At 63.8% G+C, this 15,271-nt stretch carries 15 protein-coding genes; 5 read left to right on the top strand and 10 right to left on the bottom strand.

Features of this window, described 5'->3' with window-relative positions; all coding sequences use genetic code 11:
- Positions 1-128: 128 nt before the first annotated feature.
- A complete protein-coding gene (htpX, locus tag AC0L27_RS30765) occupies positions 129-1,061 on the bottom strand; it encodes a zinc metalloprotease HtpX (protein ID WP_354209139.1) in 933 nt (310 codons plus the stop codon).
- Positions 1,062-1,310: 249 nt separating this feature from the next.
- On the opposite strand from htpX, the gene AC0L27_RS30760 reads away from it, so the two are divergent.
- The 3 genes from AC0L27_RS30760 to AC0L27_RS30750 all read left to right on the top strand — a co-directional run bounded on the left by AC0L27_RS30760 (position 1,311) and on the right by AC0L27_RS30750 (position 4,669).
- Positions 1,311-2,612 (top strand): lytic murein transglycosylase, encoded by a 1,302-nt coding sequence (locus AC0L27_RS30760; RefSeq protein WP_473321452.1) that lies wholly within the window; start codon positions 1,311-1,313, stop codon positions 2,610-2,612.
- Positions 2,613-2,880: 268 nt separating this feature from the next.
- On the top strand, positions 2,881-3,384 hold the full coding sequence (locus AC0L27_RS30755; RefSeq protein ID WP_354209141.1) for a DUF1993 domain-containing protein: 504 nt from the start codon (positions 2,881-2,883) through the stop codon (positions 3,382-3,384).
- A 184-nt stretch (positions 3,385-3,568) separates the two neighbouring features.
- A complete protein-coding gene (locus AC0L27_RS30750; protein ID WP_354209142.1) occupies positions 3,569-4,669 on the top strand; it encodes an alkene reductase in 1,101 nt (366 codons plus the stop codon).
- A gap of 196 nt (positions 4,670-4,865) precedes the next feature.
- On the opposite strand, the gene AC0L27_RS30745 is transcribed toward AC0L27_RS30750, so the two are convergent.
- The 7 genes from AC0L27_RS30745 to glpD all read right to left on the bottom strand — a co-directional run bounded on the left by AC0L27_RS30745 (position 4,866) and on the right by glpD (position 12,568).
- Entirely contained in the window at positions 4,866-6,608 is a 1,743-nt protein-coding gene (locus AC0L27_RS30745) for an ABC transporter substrate-binding protein (protein ID WP_275171808.1), read from the bottom strand.
- A 127-nt stretch (positions 6,609-6,735) separates the two neighbouring features.
- Entirely contained in the window at positions 6,736-7,065 is a 330-nt protein-coding gene (locus AC0L27_RS30740; protein WP_211398805.1) for a DUF2160 domain-containing protein, read from the bottom strand.
- 10 nt (positions 7,066-7,075) lie between these two features.
- Positions 7,076-7,882: a carbohydrate ABC transporter permease gene (locus tag AC0L27_RS30735; RefSeq protein ID WP_007606994.1), complete on the bottom strand. Its 807-nt coding sequence runs from the start codon at positions 7,880-7,882 to the stop codon at positions 7,076-7,078.
- Positions 7,882-8,784: a carbohydrate ABC transporter permease gene (locus AC0L27_RS30730; protein WP_275171486.1), complete on the bottom strand. Its 903-nt coding sequence runs from the start codon at positions 8,782-8,784 to the stop codon at positions 7,882-7,884. Before AC0L27_RS30730 ends, AC0L27_RS30735 begins: the two co-directional genes overlap by 1 nt.
- Positions 8,784-9,869 (bottom strand): ABC transporter ATP-binding protein, encoded by a 1,086-nt coding sequence (locus AC0L27_RS30725; RefSeq protein WP_275171484.1) that lies wholly within the window; start codon positions 9,867-9,869, stop codon positions 8,784-8,786. The genes AC0L27_RS30730 and AC0L27_RS30725 overlap by 1 nt, the downstream gene beginning before the upstream one ends.
- 12 nt (positions 9,870-9,881) lie before the next feature.
- On the bottom strand, positions 9,882-11,021 hold the full coding sequence (locus tag AC0L27_RS30720; RefSeq protein WP_354256351.1) for an ABC transporter ATP-binding protein: 1,140 nt from the start codon (positions 11,019-11,021) through the stop codon (positions 9,882-9,884).
- Positions 11,018-12,568, bottom strand: coding sequence for a glycerol-3-phosphate dehydrogenase (gene glpD / locus AC0L27_RS30715; RefSeq protein WP_354209144.1), 1,551 nt, complete (start codon positions 12,566-12,568; stop codon positions 11,018-11,020). Before glpD ends, AC0L27_RS30720 begins: the two co-directional genes overlap by 4 nt.
- A 289-nt stretch (positions 12,569-12,857) precedes the next feature.
- Here glpD and AC0L27_RS30710 point away from each other — a divergent pair, with 289 nt between their 5' ends.
- Together AC0L27_RS30710 and AC0L27_RS30705 are read left to right on the top strand one after the other, a co-directional pair.
- Positions 12,858-13,106 (top strand): type II toxin-antitoxin system prevent-host-death family antitoxin, encoded by a 249-nt coding sequence (locus AC0L27_RS30710; protein ID WP_354057328.1) that lies wholly within the window; start codon positions 12,858-12,860, stop codon positions 13,104-13,106.
- A complete protein-coding gene (locus AC0L27_RS30705; RefSeq protein ID WP_354209145.1) occupies positions 13,106-13,522 on the top strand; it encodes a type II toxin-antitoxin system VapC family toxin in 417 nt (138 codons plus the stop codon). The genes AC0L27_RS30710 and AC0L27_RS30705 overlap by 1 nt, the downstream gene beginning before the upstream one ends.
- 3 nt (positions 13,523-13,525) lie before the next feature.
- Here AC0L27_RS30705 and AC0L27_RS30700 read toward each other — a convergent pair whose 3' ends face one another.
- A complete protein-coding gene (locus AC0L27_RS30700; RefSeq protein ID WP_275171480.1) occupies positions 13,526-14,368 on the bottom strand; it encodes a DeoR/GlpR family DNA-binding transcription regulator in 843 nt (280 codons plus the stop codon).
- 90 nt (positions 14,369-14,458) lie between these two features.
- The gene (locus AC0L27_RS30695; protein WP_354209146.1) at positions 14,459-15,133 is read right to left on the bottom strand and encodes an HAD family hydrolase; all 675 of its coding nucleotides are present in this window, start codon (positions 15,131-15,133) and stop codon (positions 14,459-14,461) included.
- Positions 15,134-15,271: the final 138 nt, after the last annotated feature.

The following is a 15,271-nucleotide window of genomic DNA, read 5'->3' as shown; positions in this document are numbered from 1 at the left end:
CGGCGGCAGGCAAAGGGCCGGCCACGCATCCCCTTTCGCAGGAACTGTCACGGCAGGGTGTTAACACCGGCCGGGACCGCCCTGTGTGCGACAGGTCACAAAGCGCGCAAATTAGGGCCGCGTCTGCATCAACCCCAAGGACCGCGCGAGGACGAGCGGCCCCACGGGCTTCGCGGCGGATAGTTCTCATTGGCGCCGACCGATGGCGCCGCCTGCGCGCCAAGCTCGGCTGCTAGCTGCTGAAGCGCCGCGATGCGATTCTGCGTCGAGGGATGGGTGGCGAACAGATTGTCCACGCCATGGCCCGACAGCGGATTGATGATGAACATGTGCGCGGTGGCGGGATTTCGTTCCGCCTCGACATTCGGGACCTGATGCGCCGCGCCTTCGATCTTCACCAGCGCCGATGCCAGCCACATCGGCTGACCGGCGATGCGTGCGCCGAGATTGTCCGCGGCATATTCGCGCGTACGACTGATGGCCATCTGCACCAGCATGGCGCCGAGCGGGGCAAGGATCATCATCAGGATCGAGCCGACGATGCCCGGGCCGTTGTTGTCGCGGTTGCCTCCGAAGAACATGCCGAACTGCGCCAGCATCGAGATCGCGCCCGCGATGGTCGCGGTCACAGTCATCAGCAGCGTGTCGTGGTGCTTGATATGGGCGAGCTCGTGCGCGATCACGCCGGCGAGCTCCTCGCGGCTGAGCTGGCGCATCAGCCCGGTGGTGACCGCAACCGCGGCATTCTCGGGATTGCGCCCGGTGGCAAACGCGTTGGGCTGCGGCTCATCCATCAGGAACACGCGCGGCATCGGCAAGCCGGCGCGGCTCGCAAGCTCGGCCACGAGCCCGACCAGCTCCGGGGCGCTGCTGCGGTCGACCTCATGGGCGCCATACATCGACAGCACCATCCGGTCGGAGTTCCAGTAGGTGAAGAGATTGGTCGCCGCGGCAATGACGAGCGCAATCATGGCGCCGCCGGCGCCGCCGATCAGATAGCCGACGCCCATGAACAGGGCGGTGAGGCCTGCGAGCAGCATTGCGGTACGAAGATAGTTCATGGCCGTCTCCCGAGGCCGGCCGTGGCCGCTGGAGGCGTTGCGGGCCGGCGAGCATGAGGTAGGGATGACCCCCGTCCACGTGCAAGGTTTCAGGGTGCGTCGCGGAGACGCGGCACTGGCCCAACATTGCCTTTCCGTCATGCCCGGGCTTGTCCCGCCTGCGCGGTCATGACGAAGGGATGGTTTGAGGCGCTCAATTCCCTTAAGCTTTGGCAAGATTCCCCACGCCCCTTCCCCGCCGGAAACCTCATGCTCCAGACCCGATTTGCGATCGCGGCCGCCGCCCTGCTCACGCTCGCCCTTCCCGCCTCCGCCCAGTTCGCTCCGCCACCCGCAAAGCCGGCGGCCCCCAGGGCCACCGCGCCCTCACCGCACGCGGCGTCGTGCCATAACGGCGCGAACTTCGATCGCTTCCTGGCCGATGTGAAACAGCAGGCTGTTGCCGCCGGCGTGTCGCAGCGGACGATCGCGGCGGCCTCGCCTTACCTCGTCTACGACCAGGGCATCGTCAACCGCGACCGTGGTCAGCGCGTGTTCGGCCAGCTCTTTACCGAATTTGCCGGCCGCATGGCCGCGCCCTATCGCATGCAGAACGGCCAACAGCACATCAAGCAACATGCGGCCGCATTCGCCCGCGCGGAAAAGGAATACGGCGTGCCGCCGGCGGTGATCGCCGCGTTCTGGGGACTGGAGAGCGACTTCGGCGTCAACATGGGCAATCTGCCGACACTGAAATCGCTGGTGTCGCTGGCCTATGATTGCCGCCGCTCGGAGATGTTCGTGAACGAGACCATCGCCGCGCTGAAGATCATCGATCGCGGTGATTTGCATCCCGACGAGATGGTCGGCTCCTGGGCGGGCGAGCTCGGACAAACCCAGTTCCTGCCCGTGCATTACGTCAACTATGCCGTCGACTATGACAGCGACGGACGGCGTGACCTCCTCCGCAGCGAGGACGACGTGATTGGCTCGACCGCGAACTACATCGCCAATGGCTTGAAGTGGCGGCGCGGCGAGCCGTGGCTGGAGGAGATCAGGGTGCCGCAAAACCTGCCGTGGGATCAGACCGATCTCACGGTGCGAGAGCCGCGCTCGAAATGGGCACAACTCGGCGTCACCTATCCCGACGGCCGACCGCTGCCGAACGACAACCTGGCGGCATCCGTGCTGCTGCCGATGGGACGCTTCGGTCCGGCCTTCATGGCGTACCCGAATTTCGCGGCCTACACCGAGTGGAATAACTCGCTGATCTATTCGACCACCGCGGGTTATCTCGCCACCCGCATCGCGGGCGCGGCTCCGATGCGAAAGCCGTCCACACCGGTCGCGCAGCTGCCGTTCAACGAGCTCAAGCAATTGCAGCAGCTTCTGGTCCAGTCCGGCTTCAACGTCGGCAAGGTCGACGGCGTGCTGGGCCAGCAGAGCCGCGCCGCGGTGAAGGCGATGCAGATCAAATACGGTCTGCCGGCCGATTCCTGGCCGACGGCCGAGCTGCTCGCCCGCATGCGCGGTGGCACGGCGCAGGCACAGCCGGCGGCCACGATCCGCTAAGCACTAGAATCGCTGTCACGCCCCGCGAAGCGGGGCATCCAGTACGCCGCGGCCTATCGATACAATCACAGCTGCCTCGGAGTACTGGATCGTCCGGTCAAGCCTAACGATGACAGCGGGGGGGTATGGCGCCGATAGCACCGCAAGCCCGCTCGGTAGAATTTTCGCACTGCACAAGCCGCTCGCGCGATTGTATTTTTCCATGAGGTTCCCATGTGAGTGGCTCAGGTTTTTCTCCTGAGATTTCCCACCACAGAGCGAGCATCACATGTCCTTCCACGACGCCGTCGTTCCCGCCTATTTGCAAATGCTGAACAGCCTGACCGGCCTGCTCACGAAAGCCGAGGCGCATTGTGCGGCCAAGAAGGTCGATCCCGCCGTCCTGCTCGGCTCCCGCCTGTTTCCGGACATGCTGCCGCTCTCGAAGCAGATCCAGCTCGTCAGCGATTTCGCAGCCAAGGGCTGCGCCCGGCTGACCCATAGCGAAGTGCCCTCCACACCGGACACCGAGACCAGCTTTGCCGAATTGAAGCAGCGCCTGGCGAAGACCATCGACTATGTGCAATCGTTCAAGCCGGCGCAGTTCGAGGGCGCCGACACCAAGGATGTCACCTTCCCGGCCGGCCCCGACAAGTCCATCACCATGAAGGGCCAGCAATTCCTGAGCGCGTTCTCGCTGCCGAACTTCTATTTCCATGCCGCGACCGCCCACGGGATCTTGCGTCACAACGGCGTCGAAATCGGAAAGCGCGACTACATGGGCGCGAACTGAGTTTTCCAACTCGTGCGACCGCGGCAGGGAGATCAAATCCACTGGCGCGGCCCGCAATTGCACATCAATTAAGCTGCGCAACGCCCGTGCGCAGCTCGCCTGCGCTTTCCGTATGGCTCCTCCCTTGCGCCTCGTGTCGCAATGCACAAGTGTTCCGGATCTCTCACCGCCTGGAAGCATTCTCATGAGCCGTTCGACCAAATTGTTTGAGACCTACAAGCTCGGCCCGATCACGCTGGCGAACCGTTTCGTGATGGCGCCGCTGACGCGCAACCGCGCCGTTCCCGGCACCTTCGTACCGGGCGCGCTCGCCGCCGACTATTACGCCCAGCGCGCCTCGGCTGGGCTTCTGATTACCGAAGCAAGCCAGGTCTCGCAGCAGGGCCAAGGCTACCAGGACACCCCCGGCATCTACTCCAAGGAGCAGGTTGCCGGCTGGCGCAAGGTCACCGATCAGGTGCACCAGCGCGGCGGCAAGATCTTCATCCAGCTCTGGCATGTCGGCCGCATCTCGCACGTCGACCTTCAGGCCAATGGCGCAGCCCCGGTGGCGCCGAGCGCGATCCGCGCCAAGGGCAAGACTTTCGTCAACGGCGGCTTCGCCGACGTCTCCGAGCCCCGCGCGCTCGAGCTCTCCGAAATTCCAGGGATCATCGACGATTTCAAGCGCGCCACGAGGAACGCACTTGAGGCCGGGTTCGACGGCGTCGAGATCCACGGCTCCAACGGCTATCTGCTCGAGCAGTTCGCCAAGGACGGCACCAACAAGCGTACCGACGCCTATGGCGGCTCGATCGAGAACCGGGCGCGGCTGATGCTGGAAGTCTCCAAGGCCGTCGCGGCCGAAGCCGGCGCCGAGCGCACCGGCATCCGCATCTCGCCGGTGACGCCGGCCAACGACATCTCGGATTCGAACCCGCAAGCCTTGTACGACCATATCGTCGACGGGCTCGCCGCGCTGAAGCTCGTCTATCTCCACGTCGTCGAAGGCGCCACCGGCGGTCCGCGCGACATCGCCCCGTTCGACTATGCGGCCCTGCGCAAGCGCTTCCCCGGCGCCTACATCGCCAACAACGGCTATGATTTCGATCTCGCCAGCAAGGTTCTGGACGCGAACGCGGCCGATCTCATCGCCTTCGGCAAGCCGTTCATCTCCAACCCCGATCTGGTCGAGCGGCTGAAGACGGGCGCGGCACTGAACGATTGGGACAAGAACTCGTTCTACGGCGGCGGCGCGAAGGGATACACGGACTACCCGACGCTGGCGGCCGAACCGGCGGAGTAAGGCGTCGTCGTCGCTCCATCCTCCGTCATTGCGAGGAGCGAAGCGACGAAGCAATCCAGACTACCTCCGTGGAAAGACTCTGGATTGCTTCGCTTCGCTCGCAATGACGGTGTGGAAGCAAATCCACGACAATAAAAAGGAAAAAGGCCGGGATTGCTCCCGGCCTTTCGTTTTTTGATGTCGCTCGACGCGGCGCTTACTTCGCTTCCGCGCGCTTCGGGGGCTGTGCCGGCCACGACTTGATCAGGGTGTCGTAGTCGACCGTCTCGCCCTTCGGCTTCTCGTTGGCGAGCTTGCGTTGCGGAGCAATCGTGCCGTCCTTCTGGGCCTTGGCGAACCAGTACTCGGCCGTTTCCTTCTTGTGCAGCTTCGGACCGCAGGCGCCCTGCACGCCGGACTTCTCCAGACGCTCCATGACGGAGTCCTGCGCAGCGGCAAGCGAGTCCATCGCGGCTTGCGGCGTCTTCGCGCCGGACGACGCATCGCCGATGTTCTGCCACCACAGCTGCGCCAGCTTCGGATAGTCGGGCACGTTGTTGCCGGTCGGGGTCCACTGCACGCGCGCGGGCGAGCGGTAGAACTCGATCAGGCCGCCAAGCTTCGGCGCACGCTCCGTGAACGACTTGTCCCAGATGTCGGATTCACGGATGAACGTGAGGCCGACATGGCTCTTCTTCAGCGACACCGACTTGGAGACGATGAACTGGAGATAGAGCCAGGCTGCCTTGCGGCGATCCGCCGGGGTCGACTTCAGCAGCGTCAGCGAGCCAGCGTCCTGGTAGCCGAGCTTCATGCCTTCCTTCCAGTACGAACCGTGCGGCGACGGAGCCATACGCCACTTCGGCGTACCGTCCGCGTTCATCACGGCGATGCCCGGCTTCACCATGTCGGCGGTGAAGGCGGTGTACCAGAACATCTGCTGGGCGATGTTCCCCTGCGCCGGCACCGGACCCGATTCGGAGAAGGTCATGCCCTGGGCCTGCGGCGGAGCATACTTCTTCATCCAATCGAGGTACTTGGTGATCGAGTAGACCGCGGCCGGACCGTTGGTGTCGCCACCACGCTCCACCGAGGAGCCGACCGGACGGCAGCCTTCCATGCGGATGCCCCATTCGTCGACCGGCAGACCGTTCGGGATGCCCTTGTCGCCGTTACCGGCCATCGACAGCCAGGCGTCGGTGAAACGCCAGCCGAGCGACGGGTCCTTCTTGCCATAGTCCATATGGCCATAGACCTTGACGCCGTTGATCTCCTTGATGTCGTTGGTGAAGAACTCGGCGATGTCTTCATAGGCCGACCAGTTCACGGGCACGCCGAGCTCGTAGCCATACTTGGCCTTGAACTTGGCTTTGTAGTCGGCGTTGGTGAACCAGTCGTAGCGGAACCAGTACAGGTTGGCGAACTGCTGGTCGGGCAGCTGGTAGAGCTTGCCGTCCGGCGCGGTGCCGAACGACTTGCCGATGAAGTCGTTGACGTCGAGCATGGGATCGGTGACGTCCTTGCCCTCGCCGGTCATGTAGTCCGACAGCGCGATGGTCTGGCCGTAGCGGAAGTGGGTGCCGATCAGGTCGGAATCGTTGATCCAGCCGTCGTACACGTTCTTGCCGGACTGCATCTGGGTCTGCAGCTTCTCGACGACGTCACCTTCCTGGATGAGGTCGTGCTTGAGCTTGATGCCGGTGAGTTCGGAGAACGCCTTGGCCAGCGTCTGCGCCTCGTATTCGTGGGTCGTGATGGTCTCGGAGACGACGTTGATCTCCATGCCCTTGAAGGGCTCGGCGGCCTTGGCGAACCACTCCAGCTCCTTCTTCTGGTCTTCCTTCGACAGCGTCGAGGGCTGGAATTCCGCGATCCACTTCTGGATCGCGGCGTCGTCGGCGGCGCGCACCGGCGCCGAGACGGCCAGCGACACCGCGACGATGGCGGCGACGCTGGACATCGTCAGAAAGCTATTCTTGGTCAATGGACGTTCCCTTCTCCTAAACTGCCGCATGTTATTCCTCCGTTGCAGCGACAAACTTTTTACAGGCCCGGGTTGGTCCCGGATCTGGCCGTTCCTTCGCGGGCTAGACCGTGCGGAAAATGAGTACGGCCGTGGCCAGCGAAATTCCTGATGCGATCCAAAGGCGCGAAATTTCAAGTCCGTCCTCGCCGATCGGCAGCGTGGCGAGGGCGTCAGTGCCGGCGAAAGCGATCCAGAGCAGGTGGATGACCGCCGCCGTGATCAGGGAGATGAACAGACGGTCGCCGCGCGTGGTCGGGATGCGCAGCACGCCGACTCGCTCGGCTTCGGGATAGGCCACCCCAAGCCAGGTCATCACGGCCAACGTGCAGGCGAGCGCGACAAAGAAGATCGCCGTCGGCGGCGTCCAGGCCATCCATGCAATAGATTCCATTGATGCCTCCCTACACCCGACCGAGCGCGAAACCGCTCGCGATATAATTGCGGACGAACCAGATCACGAGCGCGCCCGGGATGATCGTCAACACGCCGGCAGCGGCCAGCAGGCCCCAGTCCATACCCGCGGCCGATACCGTACGCGTCATGATCGCCGCGATCGGCTTGGCCTGCACCGAGGTCAGCGTGCGCGCGAGCAGCAGCTCGACCCAGGAGAACATGAAGCAGAAGAAGGCGGCGACGCCGATGCCGCTCGCGATCAGCGGCACCAGGATCTTGATGAAGAAGCGCGGGAAGGAATAGCCGTCGAGAAAGGCGGTCTCGTCGATCTCGCGCGGCACGCCGGAAACGAAGCCTTCCAGGATCCACACCGCAAGCGGGACGTTGAAGATGCAGTGCGCGAGCGCGACCGCCCAGGGCGTATCGAACAGCCCGATCGCCGAATAGAGGTTGAAGAACGGCAGTGCATAGACCGCGGCCGGCGCCATGCGGTTCGACAGCAGCCAGAAGAACAGATGCTTGTCGCCGAGGAAACGGTAGCGCGAGAACGCATAGGCCGCCGGCAGCGCCACCGAGATCGAGATGATGGTGTTGAGGACGACATATTCCAGCGAGTTGATATAGCCGGAATACCAGCTCTCGTCGGTGAAGATGCGCTTGTAATGCTGGAGCGTCGGGGCGTGCGGCCACAGCGTCATCGTCGAGACGATCTCGGCGTTGGTCTTGAAGCTCATGTTGACGAGCCAGTAGATCGGCAACAGCAGGAAGATCAAGAACAGCGCCATAATGAGGCGACGGCCGGGGATCGAGTGCATCACGCGGCTCCTTCCTGCGGCTTCCGCTCGGCGCCGGCATTGGTCATGACGGTGTAGAAGATCCAGCAGACGATCAGGATGATGAGGTTGTAGACCAGCGACAATGCGGCGGCCTTGCCGAGGTCGAACTGGCCCAGCGCGATCTTGACCAGCTCGATCGACACGAAGGTCGTCGAATTGCCGGGACCGCCACCTGTCACCACGAACGGCTCGGTGTAGATCATGAAACTGTCCATGAAGCGCAGCAGCACCGCGATCAGCAGCACGCGGTTCATCTTCGGTAGCTGGATCGCCTTGAACACCGCCCAGCGCGAGGCGCCGTCGATCTGCGCCGCCTGGTAATAGGCTTCGGGAATCGACTTCAGGCCGGCGTAGCAGAGCAGCGCGACCAGGCTCGTCCAGTGCCAGACGTCCATCACGATGACGGTGACCCAGGCGTCGATCTCGTTGGAGACGTAATTATAGTCGATGCCGATGGCGTTGAGGACATAGCCGAGCAGGCCGATATCGGGGCGGCCGAAGATCTGCCAGATCGTGCCGACCACGTTCCAGGGGATCAGCAGCGGCAGCGCCAGGATGACGAGGCAGGCCGCGACCGTCCAGCCCTGGCGCGGCATCGACAGCGCGACCACGATGCCGAGCGGCACCTCGATCGCGAGGATCACCAGCGAGAAGAACAGATTGCGGCCGAGCGAAGCCAGGAAGCGGCCGCCGAGATCGGTCGAAGGATCGAGCAATTCCTTGAACCAGCCGACACCGTTCCAGAAGAACTGGTTGTTGCCGAAGGTATCCTGCATCGAATAGTTCACTACCGTCATCAACGGCAGCACTGCCGAGAAGGCGACGACCAGGAACACCGGCAGCACCAGGAACCAGGCTTTTTGGTTGACGGTCTTGTCCATCAGGCGGCTCCCTCCACCAGAAGGCTGTCGACATAAACGTGGACGTGCGACGGGTCGAATTTCAGGCCGGCCGTGCCGTCCGGGCTGGTGAAGCCGGCCGGCGCGCGTGCCGCGAGTTTTGCGTCACCGAGCCGCGCCCGCGCGAAGCGGATGCGGCCGAGGTCGTCCACGCGTTCGATCTTCGCACTGAGCAGGCCGGGCGCAGGCGCGACGGCCTCAACGAATTCTGGACGGACGCCGATCTCGATCTTCGCGCCATCAGGCAGCTTGTCGTAGCTACGGTTGAGCGCGATGACGTGACCGCCGATCCTGGCCTCGCGGCCCCTCACCTCGGCCGGCAGGATGTTCATGCCGGGCGAGCCGATGAAATAGCCGACGAAGGTGTGCGCCGGCTTGTCGAACAGCTCGGCCGGCGTACCGCTCTGCACCACGCGGCCGTCATGCATGACCACCACGGTGTCGGCGAAGGTCAGCGCTTCGGTCTGGTCGTGGGTGACGTAGATCATCGTAAGGTCGAGCTCGCGATGCAGCGCCTTCAGCTTGGAGCGGAGCTGCCATTTCAGCTCGGGGTCGATCACGGTGAGCGGCTCGTCGAACAGCACGGCGGCGACGTCGGAGCGGACGAGGCCGCGGCCGAGCGAGATCTTCTGCTTGGCATCGGCCGTGAGCCGTGTCGCCTTGCGGTTCAGATAGGGCTCGAGGTCGAGCAGGCGGCCGATCTCGGCGACGCGCTTGTCGATCTCGACCTTCGGCACGCCGCGGTTCTTCAGAGGGAACGCCAAATTCTGCCCCACCGTCATGGTGTCGTAGATCACCGGAAACTGGAACACCTGGGCGATGTTGCGCTTCTGGGTTGACAGCGGTGTGATGTCCTCGCCGTCGAACAGGATTTTCCCCCGCGAGGGCGTGATGATGCCGGAGATGACGTTGAGCAGCGTGGTCTTGCCGCAGCCGGACGGCCCGAGCAACGCGTAGGCGCCGCCCTGCCGCCACGTCATGGTGACAGGCTTGAGAGCAAAGCTGTCCTGCGGCGCATCATTGCCGCCGTAGGAGTGGGCGAGATCGACGAGGTCAATGCGGGCCATGTCGCACCTCCCTCAAGAAACTTTATTTGTTGACGCGTTTTCTTCACGCGAACCGCTACGCACTTCGCTTGAAAACGCTATGGCGGGTGCCGCGACCAGCCGGTCGGCAGCATCGAACACGAAAACGTCGTTGGGATCGAGCACGGCATCGAGCGTCTGGCCGGGCTCGAACTCGTGCACGCCGTGCAACACCGCCACCCAATTCGATCCATCGCGGGTCAGATGCACGAAACTCTCCGAACCGGTGATCTCGGTCACCGTTACTGTGGCATGGAAGGCGTGGCGGTCAGTCTCGCCATTGGCAAGCGCGAGCTGATGGGCACGAAATCCGACGCGATAGGCGCCGTCGGCGAGCGAGGAATAAAGACCGGACGCCGGCGCGGCGATGCCACCCGCATATTGCACAGAACCGTTCTTCTTCTCGATGCCGACGAGATTGAGCGGCGGATCGGAGAACACCTGCGCGACGCGCAAGGTCTGGGGCCGCCGGTAGACCTTCGGCGTCTCGCCGATCTGGAGCGCCTTCCCCTCCCACATGCACACCGTATTGCCGCCGAGCAGCAGCGCCTCGGTCGGCTCGGTGGTGGCATAGACGAAGATCGCACCGGACGCCTCGAAGATGCGCGGCAGCTCGGTGCGCAGCTCCTCGCGGAGCTTGTAGTCGAGATTGGCGAGCGGCTCGTCGAGCAGGACGAGGTCGGCGCCCTTCACCAGCGCGCGCGCCATCGCGGTTCGCTGCTGCTGGCCGCCGGAAAGCTGGAGCGGGGTGCGCTTCAGGAACGGCTCGAGCCGGAGCAGCCGGGCCGCTTCCGCGACCCGCGCCTCGATTTCGGCCCGCGGCTTGCCCTGCACGCGCAAGGGCGAAGCGATGTTCTCGTAAACCGACAGCGAGGGGTAGTTGATGAACTGCTGATAGACCATGGCGACCGAGCGTTGGCGCACGTCAACACCGGTGACGTCCTTGCCATTGACCAGCAACTTGCCCGATGTCGGCTTGTCCAGGCCAGCGAGCAGCCGCATGATCGAGGTCTTGCCCGACAGCGTCGGCCCGAGCAGCACGTTGAGCGTGCCGCTCTCGAGCGTCAGCGAGACGTCACGGATGTGTGGGATACCGTCGACAGTCCGGGTCATGTGATCGAGTGTCACGGTCATGAGCGTCCTCCCGCTTCCAGCAGGGGACTTTGCTGCACGGCGTGGGTCCTGATCCAGTCGTCAAGCGCCGCGATCTCATCGGCACTTAGTCGCAGGCCGAGCTTGGAACGGCGCCAGACGACGTCGTCGGCGGTAACGGCCCATTCGTGGGCCATGAGATAGCGGACTTCGCGCTCGGTCAGCGTCGCGCCGAAGGCCTGGCCGAGATCGGCCGCCGATTTCGCATCCCCAAGCAGCTTGATCGCCCTCGTGCCATAGGCGCGCGCGAGGCGCCGCGCATGCTCGTGGCTGAGGAAGGGATAGCCGCGCTGAAGCTCGGCGATCAGACCGTCGACATCGGACACGCCCATGTCGCCGCCGGGCAGCGGCCATTTGCCGGTCCAGCCTTCGCGCGCTTTCGCACTGCGAAGATAGGGCCCGAGCCGCTCCAGCGCCTCCTCGGCGAGGCGGCGGTAGGTCGTGATCTTGCCGCCATAGATCGACAGCAGCGGCACGCCGCCAGGCGTGTCGAGCTCGAACACATAGTCGCGCGTCGCGGCCTTGGCTTCGCTGGCGCCGTCGTCGTAGAGCGGACGGACGCCGGAATAGGTCCAGACCACGTCATCGGGCGTGACAGGCTTGGCCAGATATTCACTTGCCGCCGTGCAGAGATACTGAATCTCTTCGGCCGTCGCCTTCACCTTGGCGGGATCGCCGTCATAGTCGCGGTCGGTGGTGCCGATCAGCGTAAAATCGTCCTGATAGGGAATGACAAAGATGATGCGGCCGTCGGCATTCTGGAACATGTAGGCGCGGTCGTGGTCGTAGAGCTTTTTCACGACGATGTGCGAGCCTTGCACCAGGCGCACCTTGGCTTTGGCGTTGACGCCGGCGCCGCGGCCGAGCACATCCTCGACCCAGGGACCGCCGGCATTGACCAGCGCACGGGCCTGGATCGACGAACGCGCGCCGGTCAGCGTGTCGATCATGCTGACGGTCCAGATGCCGTCTGACTGTTTGATATCTGTCGCGCGAGTGCGGGTGCGGATCTCGGCGCCCTTGTCGGCGGCGTCGCGTGCGTTGAGCACGACCAGACGGGCATCATCGACGAAGCAGTCGGAATATTCGAACCCACGGCCATAGCGGTTCGGGATCAGCGGGCGGCCGACCTCGTCACGCCGAAGGTCGACCGAGCGGGTCGCCGGCAACAGATGACGGCCGCCGATGTGGTCATAGAGGAAGAGGCCGAGGCGCAGCAGCCAGGCTGGCCGCAAGCCCGCATGGTGCGGCAAAACGAAACGCAGAGGGCGAATGATGTGGGGCGCGATGCCCCAGAGGATCTCGCGCTCGATCAGCGCCTCGCGGACCAGCCGAAACTCGTAATATTCGAGATAGCGCAGGCCGCCATGCACCAGCTTGGTCGACCAGGACGACGTCCCGCTCGCCAAATCATTCATTTCGCACAGGAAAACGGAGTTGCCGCGGCCCACCGCGTCGCGCGCGATGCCGCAGCCGTTAACACCGCCTCCGATAATGGCGAGGTCGAAAATACGCTCCAACAGACGCATCCCCCGGCGACCGCCCGTTCAATCGAGCGGTTACTTTCGTTTTTGATTAGATCACACCGAGAAACGAAAGCAAGATGAAAGAGAGGCGGAAGGAAGTGAAAGCGGAACTTAGTCGGCGCCAATGAGGTGAGAAATTGCCAGACCGAGCGCCGCATTTGAGGGCAAAGGGCTCGATCGAATCGCATGCGGGCATGGCTCGCATCAACCAGAGCGCTCAACCCCTTGAATGTAGCAACATGTCTACATATACTTGGCGGTATGGCACTGCCACGGCGAGGAGGCGCTGACGATGGTGACCACCCTGACCAGTCGGGAATTCAATCAAGACACCAGCGGCGCGAAAAAGGCCGCATCGCAGGGGCCCGTCTTCATTACGGACCGCGGCCGTCCGGCCCACGTCCTGCTCTCAATCGAGGAATATTTGCGTCTGAGCGGCGGGCACATGAGCCTTGCCGAGGCTCTTGGGCAAGTGAGCGCGGAGTTCGATTTCGATCCGCCTCGCATGGCAGGTGAGATTAGGGCTGCCGATCTCGACTGATGTTTCTGCTGGACACCAATGTCATTTCCGAACTGAGGCGGCCAGATAAAGCTGATCGCAACGTCGTCGCATGGGCCAATGCAATTCCCGCGGCGAATTTCTTCATGTCTGCCATCTCGATCCTCGAAATTGAGCTGGGCGCGCGCTTGATCGAGCGCAAAGACGCGGCGCAAGGTGCCGTCCTGCGCACCTGGATCGATGGCCAAATTCTGGTTCGCTTTGAGGGGCGAATCCTGGCCATCGATACAGCCGTGGCGCAGCGCTGTGCGCAACTTCACGTTCCCAACCCCCGGGCGGAACGCGATGCTCTCATCGCAGCGACCGCGCTTGTTCACGGCTTGACGGTTGTCACGCGCAATGTGGGGGATTTCGAACCAACGGGCGTCCCGCTACTCAATCCATGGGACGCCGCATGAATTCTACCTCAGCCGCACCACCGGCGCCGCCTCGGGCGCTTCTTGTGCCTCGGCTTGGGCATCATCGACATCCGCCGCCTTCGGCATCGCCGCCATCACCTCGATGCCCTTACCGTGGCAGATGGTGGCGAGGCGCTCGGGCAATTCCTGGTCAGTGACGAAGGTCTGGATCTGGCTGATATGCGCGATGCGGACCGGCGCGCTGCGCCGGAGCTTGGTGGAATCAGCGACCAGCATGACGCTGCGGGCGTTGGCGATGATGGCCTGCGCCACCTGCACCTCGCGATAGTCGAAGTCGAGCAGCGCGCCCTCCTCGTCGATCGCGGACGCCCCGATGATGGCGTAGTCAACCTTGAACTGGCCGATCAGCTGCGTCGCGGTCGAGCCGACCACCGCACCGTCGGCGCGCCGCACCGTGCCGCCGGCGACCACCACCTCGATGCGGGGATGGCGGTACAGCAGCATGGCGACGTTCAGATTGTTGGTGATGACGAGGAGGTCCTCGTGCGAGGTCAGCGCGCTCGCGACCTCCTCGGTCGTGGTGCCGATGTTGATGAAGAGCGAGCAGCCATTCGGAATCAGTGAGGCGGCCGCGGCTCCAATCGCCTTCTTCTCGTCGGCGGCGACGAACCGCCGCGCCTCATAGGCGAGGTTTTCCACGCCGGAGGCGATGATGGCGCCGCCATGAATGCGGGTCAGCGATCTCCGCTCGCAGAGATCGTTGAGATCCTTGCGGATGGTCTGCGCCGAGACCTCGAACCGGCGCGCCAGCTCCTCGACCATGACGCGGCCCGAGGCTCGCGCGATGTTGAGGATTTCGGCTTGGCGATGAGTCAGTCCGGTCACGGCGATGGCCTTAGGTCAGGAAGCTGCATGGTGCGGCGGTTCGCGCGCCCGGTCAATGCGCGCGCCGATCACGGTTAACGGACGAAGGTCTCACCACGCCATTGCGGCGGTGAGGCGCGCGAGCAGGTCCGGATCGTCGAAGGCGCTGGCGGAGGCGATAGCCCCGGCGGCGACGAGATCGGCGTGGCTGAGGCTGGTCCGGATGCCGATGGTCGGAATGCCGGCCGCCGCGGCCGATTGCACGCCGGTGCGGGAGTCCTCGAACGCGATCGAGGCCATCGCGCTGGCGCCGGCAAAGCGCAACCCTTCCTGATAAGGCAGCGGATGCGGCTTGCCGTGCAACAGCTCGGCGCCGATCACGAGCGCCTTGAAGCGGTCCGTGATGCCGAGGCCGGACAGCAGCATCTCCGCATTGAGCCGCGGGGCGTTGGTCACGGCAACCATGGGAATACCGGCCGCATCCGCCCTGTCGAGCAGCGCCATCAGGCCCGGCAGCGGCTCGATCTGCCCAGCGACGAGCTCGCGGAAGACTTCCTCCTTCTCATCTAGGATCAAGGCACGCCGTTCCGGCGCCTCGTCGGGCAGAAAGCGCTCACCGATCGATACGTTCGCGAAGCCTTGCAGCTCCCTGGAGAAGCGTGCGTGATCGAAGACATGGCCGCGAGGGCCGAACACCTGATTGAAGGCCTTCAGGTGCAGCGGATCGGTGTTGGCGAGCGTACCGTCGATGTCGAACAGCAACGCCCTGCCGATAGCCTCGATCATGTCCGTACTTTCCCGAATATATGACGCATCAATACGAAAGCCGTATCAATACAGCGGCAATCGCGCAATGACGCACGTGAATGACCACGACGCGACACTCGACAAAGTCGCGCGCGGCTGCAACACTCCATGCAAGAT

The sequence above is a fragment of the Bradyrhizobium sp. Ken51 genome, from assembly GCF_055807435.1.
The sequence above is the reverse complement of the archived record's forward strand: the minus strand, read 5'-3'. Positions and strand labels throughout refer to the sequence as shown.